This window comes from Beutenbergia cavernae DSM 12333 (assembly GCF_000023105.1).
Classification (GTDB): domain Bacteria; phylum Actinomycetota; class Actinomycetes; order Actinomycetales; family Beutenbergiaceae; genus Beutenbergia; species Beutenbergia cavernae.
Genome location: NC_012669.1, coordinates 3,645,799 through 3,661,303 on the forward strand (window position 1 = coordinate 3,645,799; position 15,505 = coordinate 3,661,303).

Genomic DNA, 15,505 nt, shown 5'->3' on the forward strand with positions numbered 1-15,505 from the left:
CGCGGCCCTTGCGTACAGATCGCTGTGCGAGAGAGTGAGGGTTGTTCGATGGACTTCTCCACGATCGTGATACCGGAGGCCGCCGGCACCGCCATGCTGGTGCTTCTCGGGTGCGGTGTCGTCGCGAATGTCGTCCTGCCGAGGACGAAGGGCTTCGACGGCGGTTGGCTGCTCGTCAACTTCGGCTGGGGCCTGGCCGTGTTCGCCGGTGTGTACGTGGCGTTCAGCACGGGTGCGCACATCAACCCGGCCGTGACGTTCGGCATCTGGGCGTCCGGGGCCGAGGACTTCTACGTCCCGCCGGAGGGAACCGAGGGCCAGGAGGCGATCCCGGTCACGGCGGGGAACGGCTTCGCGTACATCTTCGCTCAGATGCTCGGGGCCTGTATCGGCGCGATCGTCGTCTACCTCGCGTACAAGAAGCACTTCGACCAGGACGCCGACCCCGCCTCGAAGCTCGCCGTGTTCTCCACCGGCCCCGCGATCCGCTCGTACGGGTGGAACCTCGTGACGGAGATCGTCGGCACGTTCGTCCTCGTGTTCGTGATCCTGCACTTCGCGAAGACGCCCTCCGGGCTCGGACCGCTCGCCGTCGCGCTCCTCGTGCTCGGTATCGGCGCGAGCCTCGGTGGCCCGACGGGGTACGCGATCAACCCCGCGCGTGACCTCGGTCCGCGCATCGCCCACGCGCTGCTGCCCATCAAGGGCAAGGGTTCGAGCGACTGGTCCTACGCCTGGGTCCCGGTGCTCGGCCCGATCCTCGGCGGCGTCCTCGGCGGACTCGCGGCTGCGGGTCTCACGAGCTGACCGATCGACCGCGGCCCGCGCCTGCGAGGTCGTCACACGACGAAGTGGAAAGGAACACCATGGCCGACTACGTCCTCGCTATCGACCAGGGCACGACGAGCTCGCGCGCCATCATCTTCGACCACAGCGGCACCATCGTCGCGACCGGGCAGAAGGAGCACGAGCAGATCTTCCCGAGGGCGGGCTGGGTCGAGCACGACCCGGAGGAGATCTGGACGAACGTGCGCGACGTCGTCGGCCAGGCTCTCGGTCGGGCGAGCGTCCGAGCGTCGAACATCGCCGCGATCGGCATCACCAACCAGCGGGAGACCGCCGTCGTCTGGGACCGCACCACCGGCAAGCCGGTCTACAACGCGATCGTCTGGCAGGACACGCGCACCCAGAGGATCGTCGAGGAGCTCGGGGGATCGGAGGGCGCGGAGAAGTACAAGGCGCGGGTCGGCCTGCCGCTCGCGACGTACTTCTCCGGCCCGAAGATCAAGTGGATCCTCGACAACGTCGACGGCGCCCGCGAGGCGGCGGAGCGCGGCGACCTGCTGTTCGGGAACACGGACACGTGGGTGCTGTGGAACATGACCGGCGGCGTGAACGGCGGCGTGCACGTCACCGACGTCACGAACGCGTCCCGGACGATGCTCATGGACCTCGACACGCTGTCGTGGAACCCCGACATCGCGGCGGACATGGGCATTCCGGTGTCGATGCTGCCGGAGATCAGGTCGTCCTCCGAGGTGTACGGCAAGGACCGTGAGGAAGGACTGCTCGCCGGCGTCCCCATCGCGGGCATCCTCGGCGACCAGCAGGCGGCCACGTTCGGCCAGGCGTGCTTCGAGATCGGCATGGCCAAGAACACGTACGGCACCGGCAACTTCATGCTCATGAACACGGGCACGGAGCAGGTGGCGAGCGAGAACGGCCTCCTGACGACCGTCTGCTACAAGATCGGCGACCAGCCGCAGGTGTACGCGCTCGAGGGATCGATCGCCGTCACCGGCTCGCTCGTGCAGTGGCTGCGCGACAACCTCAAGGTCATCAGCACGGCGCCCGAGATCGAGAACCTCGCGCTGACCGTGGAGGACAACGGCGGCGCCTACTTCGTGCCGGCGTTCTCCGGGCTGTTCGCGCCGTACTGGCGAGCGGACGCGCGCGGTGCTCTGGTGGGTCTCACGCGGTACGTCTCGCTCGGGCACATCGCCCGCGCGGCGCTGGAGGCGACGGCGTTCCAGTCCGCGGAGGTGCTCGACGCGATGAAGGCGGACTCCGGCGTCGATCTCACGGAGCTCAAGGTCGACGGCGGCATGGTGGCCAACGAGGTCCTCATGCAGTTCCAGGCGGACATCCTCGGCGTCGACGTCGTGCGGCCGAAGGTCGCGGAGACGACGGCGCTCGGCGCCGCCTACGCCGCGGGGATCGCCGTCGGGTTCTGGAACGGCGAGCAGGACGTCATCGACAACTGGGCCGAGGACAAGCGCTGGACGCCGCAGATGGACCGTGGCGACCGGGACCGGCTGTACCGGAACTGGAAGAAGGCGGTCACGAAGACGTTCGACTGGGTGGACGACGACGTCGAGAACTGACGTCGCTCGGTTGCCTCACGCGGCGGCCCGGCACCCGTTCGGGTGCCGGGCCGCCGCATGTCGAGCGCACCGCCGTCGACGAGGCGCTGCGCCCCGTCCTCGACCTGTGACCCCTCAGCGGCGCGCGCCCCACACGGACGTGCCGGCGTCGGACACCGCGGAGAACGTCACCGACCACGCCTCGAGATCGGGGTCCCACTGCGTCGCGGCGACACCGGAGTACGTGACGTCGTCGAGCTCGAGGACCACGTGCGAGCGGCCGGTGAGCCGCCAGCGGCCGGTGTGCTCCCCGGTGACGCGTCCGTTCCGCGTCAGCGTCACCGGGCGGGACTCGGCGATCTCGGGGCCGATGGGCTTCGCCATCGTCACCACCTCGTAGTCGCCGGCGACGTCGTGGCGACCGAGGCCACCGAGGCGCTCCCCGGCGTACCGGAACGGGAGGACGACGGGCCAGCCGGACCGGGTCATGGCGAGCCGGTGGACGCGCACGTTGTGGATCTCGCCCGTGCCGGGGAAGCGGGTGTGGAACGCGAGGAACGCGTCGCCCGACTCCTCGTCGTACCAGGGCGAGCAGCCGCCGGGCGAGACGTATCCCGTTCCGGGTGCGCCGTCCGGCGTCCGGAAGCGGACGTTGCCGGCGATCTTCGTGCCGTGGGGCGCGATCGTGACGTCGTCGAACAGCGGCAGGTCGGGATCCGCCTTGACCGTCGACATGTCCGTGCCGGAGATGTCGAACCACGGACCCTCCGGCGTCCGCGCGCGGGACACGCGGATGTTGTAGCCGCCCGCGGCGTCGAGGCCGCCGAACGTCACGAACAGGTAGTAGTAGCGGGTGCCGGGGTGGTACATGATCGCCGGGCCCTCGATGCGGGCGTGGTTGCCGCCCATGAGGTGCCGCCCGTACCCCTGCCCCGGGACGGGCTTCGCCGTCGCCGGGTCGAGCTCGAGCAGGAGGATGCCACCGGAGAACGAGCCGTAGACCATCCACCAGGTGCCGTCGTCGTCGGCGAACACATCGGCGTCGATGACGTTGGGGTGGACCCACGGGTCGTACGCCTCGCCCGGCTCCTCGCTCGTGCCGTCGTCCTGCCCGGAGCGCAGGATGATGCCGAGGTCGCGGTACGGGCCGGTGACCTCGTCGGCGACGGCGACGCCGAGCCCTGACCGCGGCGACGTCCCCTCGCACGCGCAGTAGTAGTAGTAGAAGCGGCCGTCCGGGAGCCGGCTGACGTCCGGCGCCCAGAGCGTCGTCGTCCGGGCCCACTCGAGCACCTCGGCGAGCTCGACGGTGACGTCGTCGAACAGCGGGTTCTCCGGCGTCACGCCGTCGTAGGCGATCTGGTCCCAGGCGAACAGATCTTCCGTGGAAGCGGCGGCGGCGTGGGAACCGAAGACGTAGTAGCGGCCGCCGGTTCGGACGACGTCGGGGTCGTGGACGGTCGCGTCCACATAGGTGGGCGGATGGCCGGGGCGGCCCCCTCCGGCGTGTGCGGCGGCCGGACCGAGGGCGAGAGCGCCGGCGGCTGCGGCCGTGCCGCCGAGCATCACGCGGCGAGTGAGCGGGGCGTCGATCGAGGGCATCTCAACAACTCCTTCGGTGCTGGTGCGATGAGTCACCACCGTAGGAGTCTGGATTACATCGATGCAAGGGTTCGCGGGCGGCCGGATCACGGACCCCGGGGGCGGGGCCACCCGGTCACCCCGCCGTGACCGTGTGATTCGTCCCTCGAGGGCCCGACACGGAGGACGAACCACACGCTCGCACCACCGCCCACACTGACCGTGTGGTTCGTCCTGCGAAGGCCCGACACACAGGACGAACCACACGCTCGCACCACCGCCCACACTGGCCGTGTGGTTCGTCCCGCGAAGGCCCGACACACAGGACGAACCAGAGGGTCGCGCAGGGTGAGAACCCGATCCCTGGACCGCCCTGCGCTTTGACACGTTTCATGACTAGGGTGCTCACAGACAGCACCGGCGCGCGCGCGCCGACCCCAGCCGACGGTGAGGCATCGATGGTCCAGCGCCAGCTCCCGAAGTGGCAGGAGCTCGCACCGCTCCTGCGGACGAAGCCCTTCGACCCCGACCCGGTCCGACGGCGCCTCGCGAAGGCGCTCACGATCCCCGAGCTGCGCCGGCTCGCGCTGCGCCGCACGCCGCGGTCGGTGTTCGACTACACGGACGGTGCCGCCGAGGCCGAGATCAGCCTGCGCCGCGCCCGCGCCGCGTTCCGCTCGGTCGAGTTCCAGCCGTCGATCCTGCACGACGTGTCCGACCTCTCGACGGCGACGCCGATGCTCGGCGTCGACTCGGCCCTGCCGTTCGCGTTCGCCCCCACCGGCTTCACCCGCATGATGCAGACCCAGGGCGAGTCCGCCGTCGTCCGGGTCGCCGGGCGGCGCGGCATCCCCTACGCCCTCTCCACCATGGGCACCACCTCGATCGAGGACGTGGCAGCGGCGTCACCGGAGGCGCGCAAGTGGTTCCAGCTGTACGTGTGGCGCGACCGGTCGGCGGGCGAGGACCTCATGGCCCGCGCCCGCGCGGCCGGGTACGAGGCGCTCGTCCTCACCGTCGACGTCCCCGTGGCGGGCGCCCGGCTGCGTGACGCGCGGAACGGCTTCTCGATCCCGCCGGCGCTCACCCTGAAGACGATCGCGGACGGCGCGACGCACCCCTCGTGGTGGATCGACCTCCTGACGACGCCGCCGCTGCAGTTCGCGTCGCTCGAGTCGTGGGACGGCACCATCGCCGACCTGCTCGACGCGCTGTTCGACCCGACGATGACGATGGCGGACCTCGAGTGGATCCGCTCGCAGTGGGACGGCCCGCTCGTCATCAAGGGCATCCAGACGCTCGACGACGCGCGGCGGGTCGCCGATGCGGGCGCCGACGCGATCATCCTGTCCAACCACGGCGGCCGGCAGCTCGACCGGGCACCGGTCCCGCTGCGGCTGGTGCCGGACACGCGCGAAGCGGTGGGCGACCGCACCGAGGTGTGGGTCGACACCGGCATCCTCTCGGGGGCCGACGTCGTCGCCGCGATCGCTCTCGGCGCCCACGCGACCCTCGTCGGCCGGGCGTACCTGTACGGGCTCATGGCGGGCGGGGAACGCGGCGTCGAGCGCGCCGTCGACATCCTCGAGGCGGAGGTCCGGCGCACGATGAAGCTGCTCGGCGTCAACGACATCGCGTCGCTCGGGCCGCAGCACGTGCGCCTGCCCTGAGCGCCACGTCCCGCGCCGCTCAGTCGGTGGCGAGCTCGGCGAGCCGTTCCGTCGCGAGGCACGAGACGAGGCACCGCTCCTTGCGGTCGCCGAGCAGCTGAGCCGTCCACGTCGTCAACCCGCCGTCGCCGATCTCGGCGGCGCCGTCGTCGGCCACCAGACGCAGCGCGACGCCCGTGTAGTAGCCCCGACCTCGTTCGCGCGACGCGTCCTCGACGACGGGAACCTCGCCGTCGGCCACGGCCGGCAGCACGGCATCGCGCCAGCGTTCCGCGACGACGGCGTCGTCCCCGAGCACCGTGAACTCGATGCGCGGCCGCCGGTGCGGGATCGTGCTGCCGAGCATCGTCTGCCAGACCCGGACGTGCCGCGTCAGCAGCCCCGCCTCCGTGCGCCCGGACCCGGTGTCGCGCGCGCTCGAGACGAGCGCGAGGAGCCGGAAGTGGGACGCGGCGCCCGGGCCGAAGTCCTGGGCGCGGAGCTGACGGTGGATCGCCGCGAGGTGCACCTGCTCGCCGCGAGGCGCTCCCGACCGCCGCGCCGCCGCTTCCACGGCCAGCACGTTCGTGGAGTCGCTCACGACCTCCGTGAGCCGGGTCGTCGTGACGATGCGGCGTTCGCTGACCGGGCCGACGGCGACGGCCGTGCCCAGCGGCGCGACGGGAGAGAGCTCGACGCCGGCGACGTCGTCCGGCACGAGATCCCACAGGCGCGCCTCCAGCGCGGCGACGCGCCGAGGGTCGGACGTCGCCGGGCGGACGAACCGGTCCTGCTGCCATCGCGCGACGACGTCGGCCGGTCGGGTGGCGTGCGCCCGGGCCGCCGTGACGTCCTGCAGCAGCGTGCGAACGTCGGCGGCACCGAGCCCGGCCTCGAGGAGCTCGCGTGTGCCCGGGGCCACCTCGCGCCAGACGCGCGCTGACGCCTGCCGGCCGGTGTTCTCGTCGTCTCCGCGCATCGGGCCATCCCAGCACGCCGACGTCGCCAGGTCCCGCCGATATCGCCGCCACGCGCACGGCCCGCCCGGCCGGGTCGACGCGCGGCGCCCGATGCCGTGGACCCAGCACGCGTGCCGGGAGGCCGCTGCGGATGCCGCGAGCACGCGTTCGCACCAGCATGGGGCGATGACCGACGCCGAGGCACAGCGAGGGGCAGGGGCAGACGCAGGGCCGGAGGACGCGAGTGCGGCGCGGCCGGGCGAGGCGCAGGCGGGCGAGGCGCAGGCGGGCGCGGCCGCCGACGAGGCGCAGACCGACGAGGCGCGGGCGGGCGAGGCGCAGGCGGGCGAGTCGGCCGCCGGCGTGGCGCGGCCGCAGGCGGCCGACGACACCCCCCGCACGACGGACCGCGTCCGGCAGGTCGCCGTCGCCGCGAGCGCCGTGCTCGCCGTGGCCGGCTCCGCGCTCGGCTCGGGCGCCTTCGGAGGCACGCAGATCCAGGACGCGGCGGGCGGCGCGCTCGCCGCCGACGCGACAGTCCTCGCGCCCGGCTCCGGAGCCTTCGCGATCTGGACTGCCGTGTACCTCGGCCTGGTCGCCGTCGCCGTCGTGCAGCTCCTGCCCGGGCGCGGGACGGACGAGGCTCATCGCGCGACCGGCTGGCTGCTCGCCGCCTCGATGCTCCTCAACGCCGCCTGGATCCTGCTCGCCCAGGCGGGTCAGCTCGTGCTGACGGTCGCCGTCATCGTCGTGCTCGTGGTCGTGCTCGGCGCGCTCGCGCACCTCCTGGTGACGCGTCCCGCGCGGCGCCGGCTCGACGTCGTCGTGCTCGAGGCGACCACGGGGCTGTACCTCGGCTGGGCGAGCGTGGCGACGGCGGCCGACGTCGCGGCGACGCTCACCGACGCCGGGCTGACCGCCGAAGGGGCCGCGGAGCACGTCTGGGGAGTGGCCGTCGTCGCGCAGGTCGCCGCGGTGGCCGTGGCCGCGTGCCTCGCGACGGCGAGCCGGCGCCTCCTCGCCGCAGCGATCGGGATCGCCGCGGCGTGGGGACTCGGCTGGATCGCCCTCGGCCGGCTGGCGGCGGGACCCGAGTCGCCGCCGGTGGCGATCGCGGCGACTGTCGCTGCCCTGGTCGTGCTCGTCGTCGCGGTCACCGCCGTCGTCAGGCGGCGGTGACAGCGGTCGCCCGACGGCGCACGCTCAGCGCGTGAGGTCGTCCTTCGCGTCCGTCGCAGCCTCCCGCGCCCCGGCGGCGGCGTCCTGCGCCGTGTCGGCAGCGCCGGCTGCGGCGTCCTGCGCCGTGTCGGCGGCCCCGGCCGCGGCGTCGTCCGCACCGTCGAACATGCCGGACACCTTCTCCTTGGCGTCGTCGAACGCGTCGCTCGCCTTCTCCTTGGCGTCGTCGAACGCGTCGCTCGCCTTGTCCTTCGCCTCCTCGAAGAAGTCGCCGGCCTTCTCGGCGGCGTCTCCGATGGCGTCCTTGGCCTTGTCGAAGAAGTTCTCGGACATCGCCCATCCTCCCGCTCGGTCTCGTGACGAGAGCAAGCATGGAGGTGGGGGCGGTGGGCCACAACCGGAGCGCGGGAGGTCGTCGCCACGGCGGCGGGCGCCGTCGGTGTCGCCGTCGCTCGGTAGACTCCCGTGGTGCCCTTCCCGACGACGCCCGAGCCCGCGTCGCCGGCCGATCCTCCCCTCTTCGACCTGCCGTCCGGCGCCCGCGTCCCGCGCCGCCGAGTCGTGCTCGTGACGGGTCCGTCGGGTTCCGGGAAGACGTCGCTCGCACGCCGGCTCGGCCTGCCCGTGGTCAACCTCGACGACTTCTACCGCGACGCCGACCACCCGGGCCTGCCGCGCCGGCACGGGATCGTCGACTGGGACTCGCCGGCCACCTGGGACGTCGAGGCGGCCCACGCGGCCCTGCTGGACGCCTGCCGGTCCGACCGCGTCGACGTGCCGGTGTACGACATCCCGACCTCGCAGCGCACCGGGACGCAGACCGTCGACCTCGACGCCGCCCCGCTCGTGCTGGCCGAGGGGATCTTCGCCGCCGAGCTGGTCGACCCGCTGAGCCGCGACGGCGTGCTCGCCGACGCCGTCCACCTCACGCAGGGCAGGCTCGTCACGTTCTGGCGGCGGCTCGCGCGCGACGTCGGCGAGTCGCGCAAGCCGATCGCGGCCCTGCTGCGCCGCGGCACCCACCTGCTCCTCGCCGAACCCCGGATGGTGCGCCGGTGGGAGTCCCAGGGCACCCGGCCGCTGGCCGTCGAGGCCGCCGAGCACGAGCTGCGCGCCCTCGCGGCGCACGAGAGGACGCGACATGAGCGCCACCCCACCTGAGCCCGCGCCCGCCGTCGGGCCGGCCCCCGCGACCTGGCCTCTCGGCCTGCCCGGCATCGGGTACGGGGGCGACTACAACCCCGAGCAGTGGCCGCTCGAGGTCCGCGTCGAGGACGTCGAGCTCATGCGCGAGGCCGGCGTCACCATCGTGTCCGTCGGGATCTTCTCGTGGGCGATGCTGGAGCCGCGCGAGGGCGACTACGACTGGGCGTGGCTGGACGACGTCCTCGACCGCCTGGCCACGGGCGGCATCCGCGTCGCGCTCGCGACGGCGACGGCCACGCCGCCGCCGTGGCTGACGACGGCGCACCCCGAGATCCTGCCGCAGCGCGCCGACGGCACCGTGCTGCACCCCGGCGGGCGCGGGGCGTACGCCGTCACCCACCCGACGTACCGCGCCCACGTCCTCCGCATGACGCGCGCCGTCGCGGAGCGCTACGCCGCGCACCCGGCGCTGGCCCTGTGGCACGTGGACAACGAGCTCGGCTGCCACGTCCCGCGCGACTACTCCCCCGCCGCGGCTGCGGCGTTCCGCGCCTGGCTGCGCCGCCGCTACACCGACGTCGACACGCTCAACGCGGCGTGGGGCACCGCGTTCTGGTCGCAGCGCTACTCCGCGTTCGACGAGATCCTGCCGCCGCTCGCCGCGCCGACCTACGCGAACCCCACCCAACAGCTCGACTTCGCCCGGTTCTCCTCCGACGCCTGGCTCGACCACTACCGCGCGATCGTCGGCGTGCTGCGCGAGGTCACCCCGCACGTGCCGGCGACCACGAACCTCATGATGAGCGGCGCCGTCGCGATGGACTACCTGCGGTGGGGTCCGGAGCTCGACGTCGTCGCGAACGACCACTACACGCTGGCAGCCGAGCCCCTGCGCCACGTCGACCTCGCGCTCTCCGCCGACATGACGCGCGGCGCCGCGCGGGGAGCTCCGTGGATCCTCATGGAGCACTCGACCTCGGCCGTGAACTGGCAGCCCCGCAACCGGGCGAAGGCTCCCGGCGAGATGCGCCGCAACTCGCTGGCGCACGTCGCTCGCGGCGCGGACTCGGTGATGTTCTTCCAGTGGCGAGCCTCCGCCGCGGGCGCCGAGAAGTACCACTCGGCGATGCTGCCGCACGCCGGCACCGACACGCGGGTGTGGCGGGAGGTCGTCGCTCTCGGCGAGGACCTGCGCGCGCTCGCGCCGGTGGCGGGATCGCGCACCCAGGCACGGGCCGCCGTGGTCATGGACTACGAGGCGTGGTGGGCGGTCGGGCTGGACTCGCACCCGAGCGTCGACGTCACGCATCGCGACCAGCTCGACGCGTACTACGTGGCGCTGTGGGAGCGCGGGATCACGGTCGACGTCGTGCTCCCGGACGCTGACCTGGCGGGCTACGACCTGCTCGTGGTGCCCACGCTGTACCTCGTGGGCGACGACGGCGCCGCGAACCTGGCGGCCGCGGCGGCGCGTGGCGCCACGGTGCTCGTCACGTACTTCTCGGGCATCGTCGACACCAGCGACCACGTGCGGCTCGGCGGGTACCCCGGGGCGTTCCGCGACGTCCTCGGGGTGCTGACCGAGGAGTTCGCGCCGCTCCAGGAGGGCGAGACGGTCACGCTGGACGACGGCACACGGGCGGACGTGTGGACCGAGCACGTGCGCCTCGACGGCGCTGAGGCCGTGCGCTCGTTCGCCGACGGTCCCGCGGCGGGCGGTCCCGCCGTGACGCGTCGCGCCGTCGGGTCGGGCGCTGCGTGGTACGCCGCGACCCGGTTGGCCGACGACGGCGTGGGGCGCCTGGTCGAGGCGCTGCTCGCCGAGTCCGGGGTCGCTCCCGCCGCCGCGGCGCCCGCCGGGGTCGAGGTCGTGCGGCGGCGGCACGCCGACGACGGCGCGTCCTACCTGTTCGCGATCAACCACACCGGCTCCGACGCGCGCGTGGCGGCGTCAGGCACCGATCTGCTGACCGGCACCGCCTGGGACGGCGAGACGCCCGTGCCGGCGGGCGGCGTCGTCGTCCTCGCCGAACCCGCCTGAGAGCGTCGGACTGGGGTCGATCCGGGAGTCATGTGCTCCCGGATCGACCCCGGTCCTGACCTCCGGGCAGGTCAGCGGTCCCGCCGGCGACGGCGTCCATCCGGAGGAACTCGGTCACGCGGAGAAGTCCCGGCGGGTGCGCCCGGCTGGGGAGGTCTCGGAACGCCTCGACCCGGCCGACCAGGCGCGGGGCGTCCAGGTCCACGTCCGCGCCGTCGACCCGCAGCCGCGCGCGGCCGGACGCCAGCACGTTCCGCACCCAGTCGGAGCCGGATCCGTAGACGAGCACGAACAGATACCCGCCGTCGACCGGGTACGCGTCGAGCGGTGTTCGGTACGTCGTTCCCGAGGTCCGGCCGACGTGGGTCAGCACCGGCCACTTCCCGCTCGCGAGCGCTCGCGGGTTGAAGATGCGCTTGTTGATGTGCCCCCACCAGCCCGGCATCGGCATGTGCTCTCTCCTTCGTCCACGCGTGGTGGGTGCCTCCGTAACAGACGCCCACGTGAGCCTTACAAGCGTAAGGATGACTTACGCATGTAAGGTCGTCAAGACGTCGACCCCCGGGAGCCCTCGTGCCGCCACCTCGCCCGCTGAGCAGGGATCGCGTGCTCCAGGCCGCGATCCGCGTCGCCGACCGCGGCGGCGTCCAGGCGATCACCATGCGGAAGGTGGCACAGGAGCTCGGCGTCGAGGCGATGTCGCTGTACCACCACGTGCCGGGCAAGGAGGCGCTGCTCGACGGCGTCGTGGACACGGTCTTCGCGGCGATCGACCTGCCCGCCACCGGCGGCGACTGGCGCGACGCGATCCGCGCGCGGGCCGCCTCCGCCCGCACGGTGCTGACGGCGCACAGCTGGGCCCTCGGGCTCCTGGACTCGCGTCGCGACCCGGGACCGGCGACGCTGCGCCACCACGACGCCGCCTTGGGCGTCCTGCGCGGCGCTGGCTTCGATCTCCCGATGGCCGCGCACGCCATCTCGCTCATCGACAGCTACGTCAACGGGTGGGTCCTCGCCGAGGCGAACCTGCCGGTGATGACGCCGGGCGACGTCGAGGACGTGGCCGGTGGCATCCTCGAGCACCTGCCGGCGGACGAGCTGCCCCACCTCACGGAGATGATCGTCGACCACGCCCTGCGGCCGGGCTACGACCACACGGCCGAGTTCGGCTGGGGCCTCGACCTCGTGCTGGACGCGCTCGAGGAGCGCCGGACGTAGCGCAGGTCAGTTCACGGGACCGCGCGTCGAGATCTGGTCGAGGTCCTCCTCGTCCGGACGCGGGGTCCGGACGCCGAGCGCGCGGTTGATCAGCATCGTGATCCCCCACAGCACGAGGCCGAGGACGAGGAGCACACCCGCGACGCCGTACTGCGCCGGATCGCGCCCGGTCCACGGCCCGACGAAGTACGCGCACGCCATCGCACCGATGACCGGCACCGCCGTCGGAGCGCGGAAGTGCGCGTGGTCGACCGTGCGGCGCCGGAGCACGAGCACAGCGATGTTGACGATCGTGAACACACCGAGCAGGAGGAGCGCCGTCGTCCCGCCGAGCACCGCCGTCGCCTCCGAATCCGCGAACGACACGTAGACGATGAGCCCGAACGCGAGAGCCGTCGTGAACAGGATCGCCGTCCACGGCGTCCGACGGCGTTCGTGCACCTTCCCGAGGATCGGGGGCAGCACGCGCTGCCGTGCCATCCCGTACAGCAGCCGGCTCGCCATCAGCATGTTGATGAGGGCCGAGTTGGCGACGGCGAACATCGAGATGAACGGGAAGATCTGGTCCACCGGGAGGCCCGGAGCCCCGGCGCGCACGACCTCGAGCAGCGGCGTCTCGCTCGCGGCGAGCTCGCCGACCGGCACCAGTGCGACGGCGGAGATCGCCACCAGCACGTAGATCAGGCCCGTGATCGTCAGGCCCGTGAACATGATCCTCGGGAAGATCCGCGTGGGCTCCTTCGTCTCCTCGGCCATGTTGACCGCGTCCTCGAACCCGACCATCGCGAAGAACGCGAGCGTGGTCGCGGCCGTCACCGCGAGGAACGCGCTCTTGTCGTCAGGAGTCTCGAACGCGACCACCCGGGAGAAGTCGGCCGTCGTCCCGAAGAACGCCCAGATGCCGACGAGGATGACGAGCAGCAGACCCGACAGCTCGATGCACGTGAGGACGACGTTCGCCTTGACGCTCTCGGAGACGCCACGCAGGTTGACGAGCGCCACGAGCGCCATGAAGCCGAGGGCCACCCACACGATCGTGGACGTCGACGGCTCCTCGACGCTCGTGAAGCCGACGATCGCGTTCGCGGCGAACGCCCGCGACGCCGTCGAGGCCGACGTGATGCCCGAGCTCATCACCGTGAAGCAGACCATGAACGTCAGGACGTGGATCCCGAACGCCCGGTGCGTGTACAGCGCGGCGCCGGCGGCGTGCGGGTACTTCGTGACCAGCTCGAGGTAGGAGAACGCCGTCACGAGCGCGACGGCGAAGGCGACGACGAACGGCAGCCACGCGGCGCCGCCCACCTCCGCGGCGACGTCGCCCGTGAGCGCGTAGACGCCCGTCCCGAGGATGTCGCCGACGATGAACAGCAGGAGCAGTCCCGGACCCATGACCCGCTTGAGGCTCGGCCCGTCAGGACCCTGCGCCGTCGTCGTGGTGCCGCCGGACTCCGCCATGTCGCCCTCCGCATCCCGGGGCGACCCTGCCCCGACCGGCCTCAGGATGGCCCCGGTGCCGCGGGTTGTCGAGGACCCGCGCCGATCACTCCTTGACGGCTCCGGCGGTCAGGCCACCGCGCCAGTACCGCTGGAGCACGATCATCGCGATGGCCAGCGGGACCACCGAGACCAGCACCCCGCCCGTGGTGAGCTCGTAGAACTCGGGCAGCCGGTCGACCTGCGCGCGCCAGTTGTTGAGCCCGAGCGTGATCGGGTAGAGGGACTGGTCGGCGAGCATCACGAGCGGCAGGAAGTAGTTGTTCCAGATGCCGACGAGCTGGAACAGGAACACGGTGACGAGTGCCGGCGTCAGGGCGCGCAGACCGAGCTGGTGGAAGATGCGCAGCTCGCCCGCGCCGTCGATCCGGGCGGCCTCGACGATCGAGTCCGGCACGGTCGCCGTCGCGTAGATCCGGCACAGGAACAGCCCGAACGGTGAGACGAGCGACGGGATGAGCACGCTGGCGTACGTGTTCGCGAGGCCGAGCTGGCTGAACAGCAGGAACAGCGGCAGCGCCGTCGCCGTCCCGGGGACGAGCACGCCGCCGAGGATCAGCCCGAACACGAGCTCCCGGCCCCGGAAGGAGTACTTCGCGAGCGCGTAGCCCCCCGCCGCGGCGAAGTACGTCGCGATGAGCCCACCGACACCGGCGTACAGCACGGAGTTCGCGAACCAGCGGACGAAGATCCCGCCGTCGTACGTGAAGACCTGCGCGATGTTGGACCACAGGTTGAACGTGGGCGCGAACCAGAAGCCGTTCGTGGCGAACAGGTCCTCGGTGGTCTTCGTCGCGGCGACGAACACCCAGTACACCGGGACGAGGAAGTAGAGGGCGACGACGACGAGGATCCCCGTCACGATGATCGTGCGGGCCGGGGAGGTGCTCCCGTGCTCCGGGCCGACGTGCCGGCGCTGACGGGTGGGCGTCGCCGTCCGGGTCGTGGCCGGGGCCGACGACGCCGCGGTGCCCGAGGTCGCGGTCACGAGCGTCCCTTCCGGTTCACGAAGCGGAGGAACGCGAACGACAGGATGAACGCGGCGAGCGCGATGATCACGGACTGCGCCGCGGCCACGCCGTACTCGTTGTAGTTGAACGCGGAGTTGAACGCCGAGAGGTTCGGCGTGTAGTCGTTGTTGATCGCCGGCGACACCGTCTGCAGCACCTGAGGCTCCGCGAACAGCTGGAGCGTGCCGATGATCGAGAAGACCGTCGCGAGGACGAGCGCGGGGCGGATGAGCGGGAGCTGCACCGACCGCGCGATCCGCCACGTGCTCGCGCCGTCGACCCGGGCCGCCTCGTACAGCTCGCCCGGGATCGACTTCAGCTGCGCGACGATGATGAGCATGTTGTAGCCCGTGTACGTCCACGTCACGATGTTCGCGATCGACCACAGGACGGTGCTCGGCCCCAAGAAGTCGACGGTGATCCCGAGCCGCTCCGCGAGGTCGACGATCGGGCTCAGGCCGGGCAGGTACAGGAACGACCAGAGGATCGTCGCGATCACGCCGGGCACGCCGTACGGCATGAAGTACGAGGCACGGAAGAACTGCGGCCAGCGAGCCGACGCCGTCTCGAGCAGCAGGGCGAGGATCGTCGCGAAGATGATCATCACCGGCACCTGGACGATCCCGAACAGCAGCACCCGCCAGATCGACGCCACGAACTCGGCGTTCCCGAGAGCCGACGCGTAGTTCGCGAAGCCGACGAACGCCGTCGTGATCCCCTCCTCGCCGAAGAGGCCCTCGCGCTGGACGCCGACGAAGCTCTGCACGATCGCGTAGCCGATCGGCAGCACGAACGCGAACAGGAAGAAGAGCAGGAACGGGGCGAGCAGGATCCACGGAGCCCGCGTCATCGCGGCGTGCTT

Annotated in this window: 14 protein-coding genes; 7 read left to right on the top strand and 7 right to left on the bottom strand. The window is 72.1% G+C overall.

Going from position 1 to position 15,505, the window contains the following annotated elements; genetic code table 11:
* Positions 1-48: 48 nt before the first annotated feature.
* Positions 49-807 carry an MIP/aquaporin family protein gene (locus BCAV_RS16570; protein ID WP_015883770.1) on the top strand — a complete coding sequence of 253 codons (759 nt, stop codon included), beginning with the start codon at positions 49-51 and terminating at the stop codon, positions 805-807.
* A 59-nt stretch (positions 808-866) separates the two neighbouring features.
* On the top strand, positions 867-2,384 hold the full coding sequence (gene glpK / locus BCAV_RS16575) for a glycerol kinase GlpK (RefSeq protein ID WP_015883771.1): 1,518 nt from the start codon (positions 867-869) through the stop codon (positions 2,382-2,384).
* A gap of 114 nt (positions 2,385-2,498) precedes the next feature.
* Here the strand turns inward: glpK and BCAV_RS16580 are convergent, their stop codons facing one another.
* The gene (locus tag BCAV_RS16580; RefSeq protein ID WP_015883772.1) at positions 2,499-3,965 is read right to left on the bottom strand and encodes a glycoside hydrolase family 43 protein; all 1,467 of its coding nucleotides are present in this window, start codon (positions 3,963-3,965) and stop codon (positions 2,499-2,501) included.
* Positions 3,966-4,402: 437 nt separating this feature from the next.
* Here BCAV_RS16580 and BCAV_RS16585 point away from each other — a divergent pair, with 437 nt between their 5' ends.
* On the top strand, positions 4,403-5,614 hold the full coding sequence (locus tag BCAV_RS16585) for an alpha-hydroxy acid oxidase (protein ID WP_015883773.1): 1,212 nt from the start codon (positions 4,403-4,405) through the stop codon (positions 5,612-5,614).
* 19 nt (positions 5,615-5,633) lie between these two features.
* Here BCAV_RS16585 and BCAV_RS16590 read toward each other — a convergent pair whose 3' ends face one another.
* Positions 5,634-6,572, bottom strand: coding sequence for a hypothetical protein (locus BCAV_RS16590; RefSeq protein WP_015883774.1), 939 nt, complete (start codon positions 6,570-6,572; stop codon positions 5,634-5,636).
* Between the two features lie 166 nt (positions 6,573-6,738).
* Here BCAV_RS16590 and BCAV_RS16595 point away from each other — a divergent pair, with 166 nt between their 5' ends.
* A complete protein-coding gene (locus tag BCAV_RS16595) occupies positions 6,739-7,731 on the top strand; it encodes a tryptophan-rich sensory protein (RefSeq protein ID WP_015883775.1) in 993 nt (330 codons plus the stop codon).
* Positions 7,732-7,755: 24 nt separating this feature from the next.
* Here BCAV_RS16595 and BCAV_RS16600 read toward each other — a convergent pair whose 3' ends face one another.
* Entirely contained in the window at positions 7,756-8,064 is a 309-nt protein-coding gene (locus BCAV_RS16600) for a hypothetical protein (RefSeq protein ID WP_015883776.1), read from the bottom strand.
* Between the two features lie 135 nt (positions 8,065-8,199).
* Between BCAV_RS16600 and BCAV_RS16605 the strand changes: the two genes are divergently transcribed.
* Together BCAV_RS16605 and BCAV_RS16610 are read left to right on the top strand one after the other, a co-directional pair.
* On the top strand, positions 8,200-8,892 hold the full coding sequence (locus BCAV_RS16605; protein WP_144016808.1) for a uridine kinase family protein: 693 nt from the start codon (positions 8,200-8,202) through the stop codon (positions 8,890-8,892).
* Positions 8,873-10,918 carry a beta-galactosidase gene (locus BCAV_RS16610; RefSeq protein ID WP_015883778.1) on the top strand — a complete coding sequence of 682 codons (2,046 nt, stop codon included), beginning with the start codon at positions 8,873-8,875 and terminating at the stop codon, positions 10,916-10,918. The genes BCAV_RS16605 and BCAV_RS16610 overlap by 20 nt, the downstream gene beginning before the upstream one ends.
* Before the next feature lie 28 nt (positions 10,919-10,946).
* Here the strand turns inward: BCAV_RS16610 and BCAV_RS16615 are convergent, their stop codons facing one another.
* Positions 10,947-11,369: a nitroreductase family deazaflavin-dependent oxidoreductase gene (locus BCAV_RS16615; protein ID WP_015883779.1), complete on the bottom strand. Its 423-nt coding sequence runs from the start codon at positions 11,367-11,369 to the stop codon at positions 10,947-10,949.
* A 155-nt stretch (positions 11,370-11,524) separates the two neighbouring features.
* Here BCAV_RS16615 and BCAV_RS16620 point away from each other — a divergent pair, with 155 nt between their 5' ends.
* Positions 11,525-12,136 carry a TetR/AcrR family transcriptional regulator gene (locus BCAV_RS16620; RefSeq protein ID WP_083770072.1) on the top strand — a complete coding sequence of 204 codons (612 nt, stop codon included), beginning with the start codon at positions 11,525-11,527 and terminating at the stop codon, positions 12,134-12,136.
* A gap of 6 nt (positions 12,137-12,142) precedes the next feature.
* Here BCAV_RS16620 and BCAV_RS16625 read toward each other — a convergent pair whose 3' ends face one another.
* From BCAV_RS16625 to BCAV_RS16635, 3 genes are all read right to left on the bottom strand, one after another.
* Entirely contained in the window at positions 12,143-13,594 is a 1,452-nt protein-coding gene (locus tag BCAV_RS16625; RefSeq protein ID WP_015883781.1) for an APC family permease, read from the bottom strand.
* Between the two features lie 85 nt (positions 13,595-13,679).
* Positions 13,680-14,621: a carbohydrate ABC transporter permease gene (locus BCAV_RS16630; protein WP_015883782.1), complete on the bottom strand. Its 942-nt coding sequence runs from the start codon at positions 14,619-14,621 to the stop codon at positions 13,680-13,682.
* Positions 14,618-15,493, bottom strand: coding sequence for a carbohydrate ABC transporter permease (locus BCAV_RS16635; RefSeq protein WP_083770184.1), 876 nt, complete (start codon positions 15,491-15,493; stop codon positions 14,618-14,620). The genes BCAV_RS16630 and BCAV_RS16635 overlap by 4 nt, the downstream gene beginning before the upstream one ends.
* Positions 15,494-15,505 lie beyond the last annotated feature (12 nt).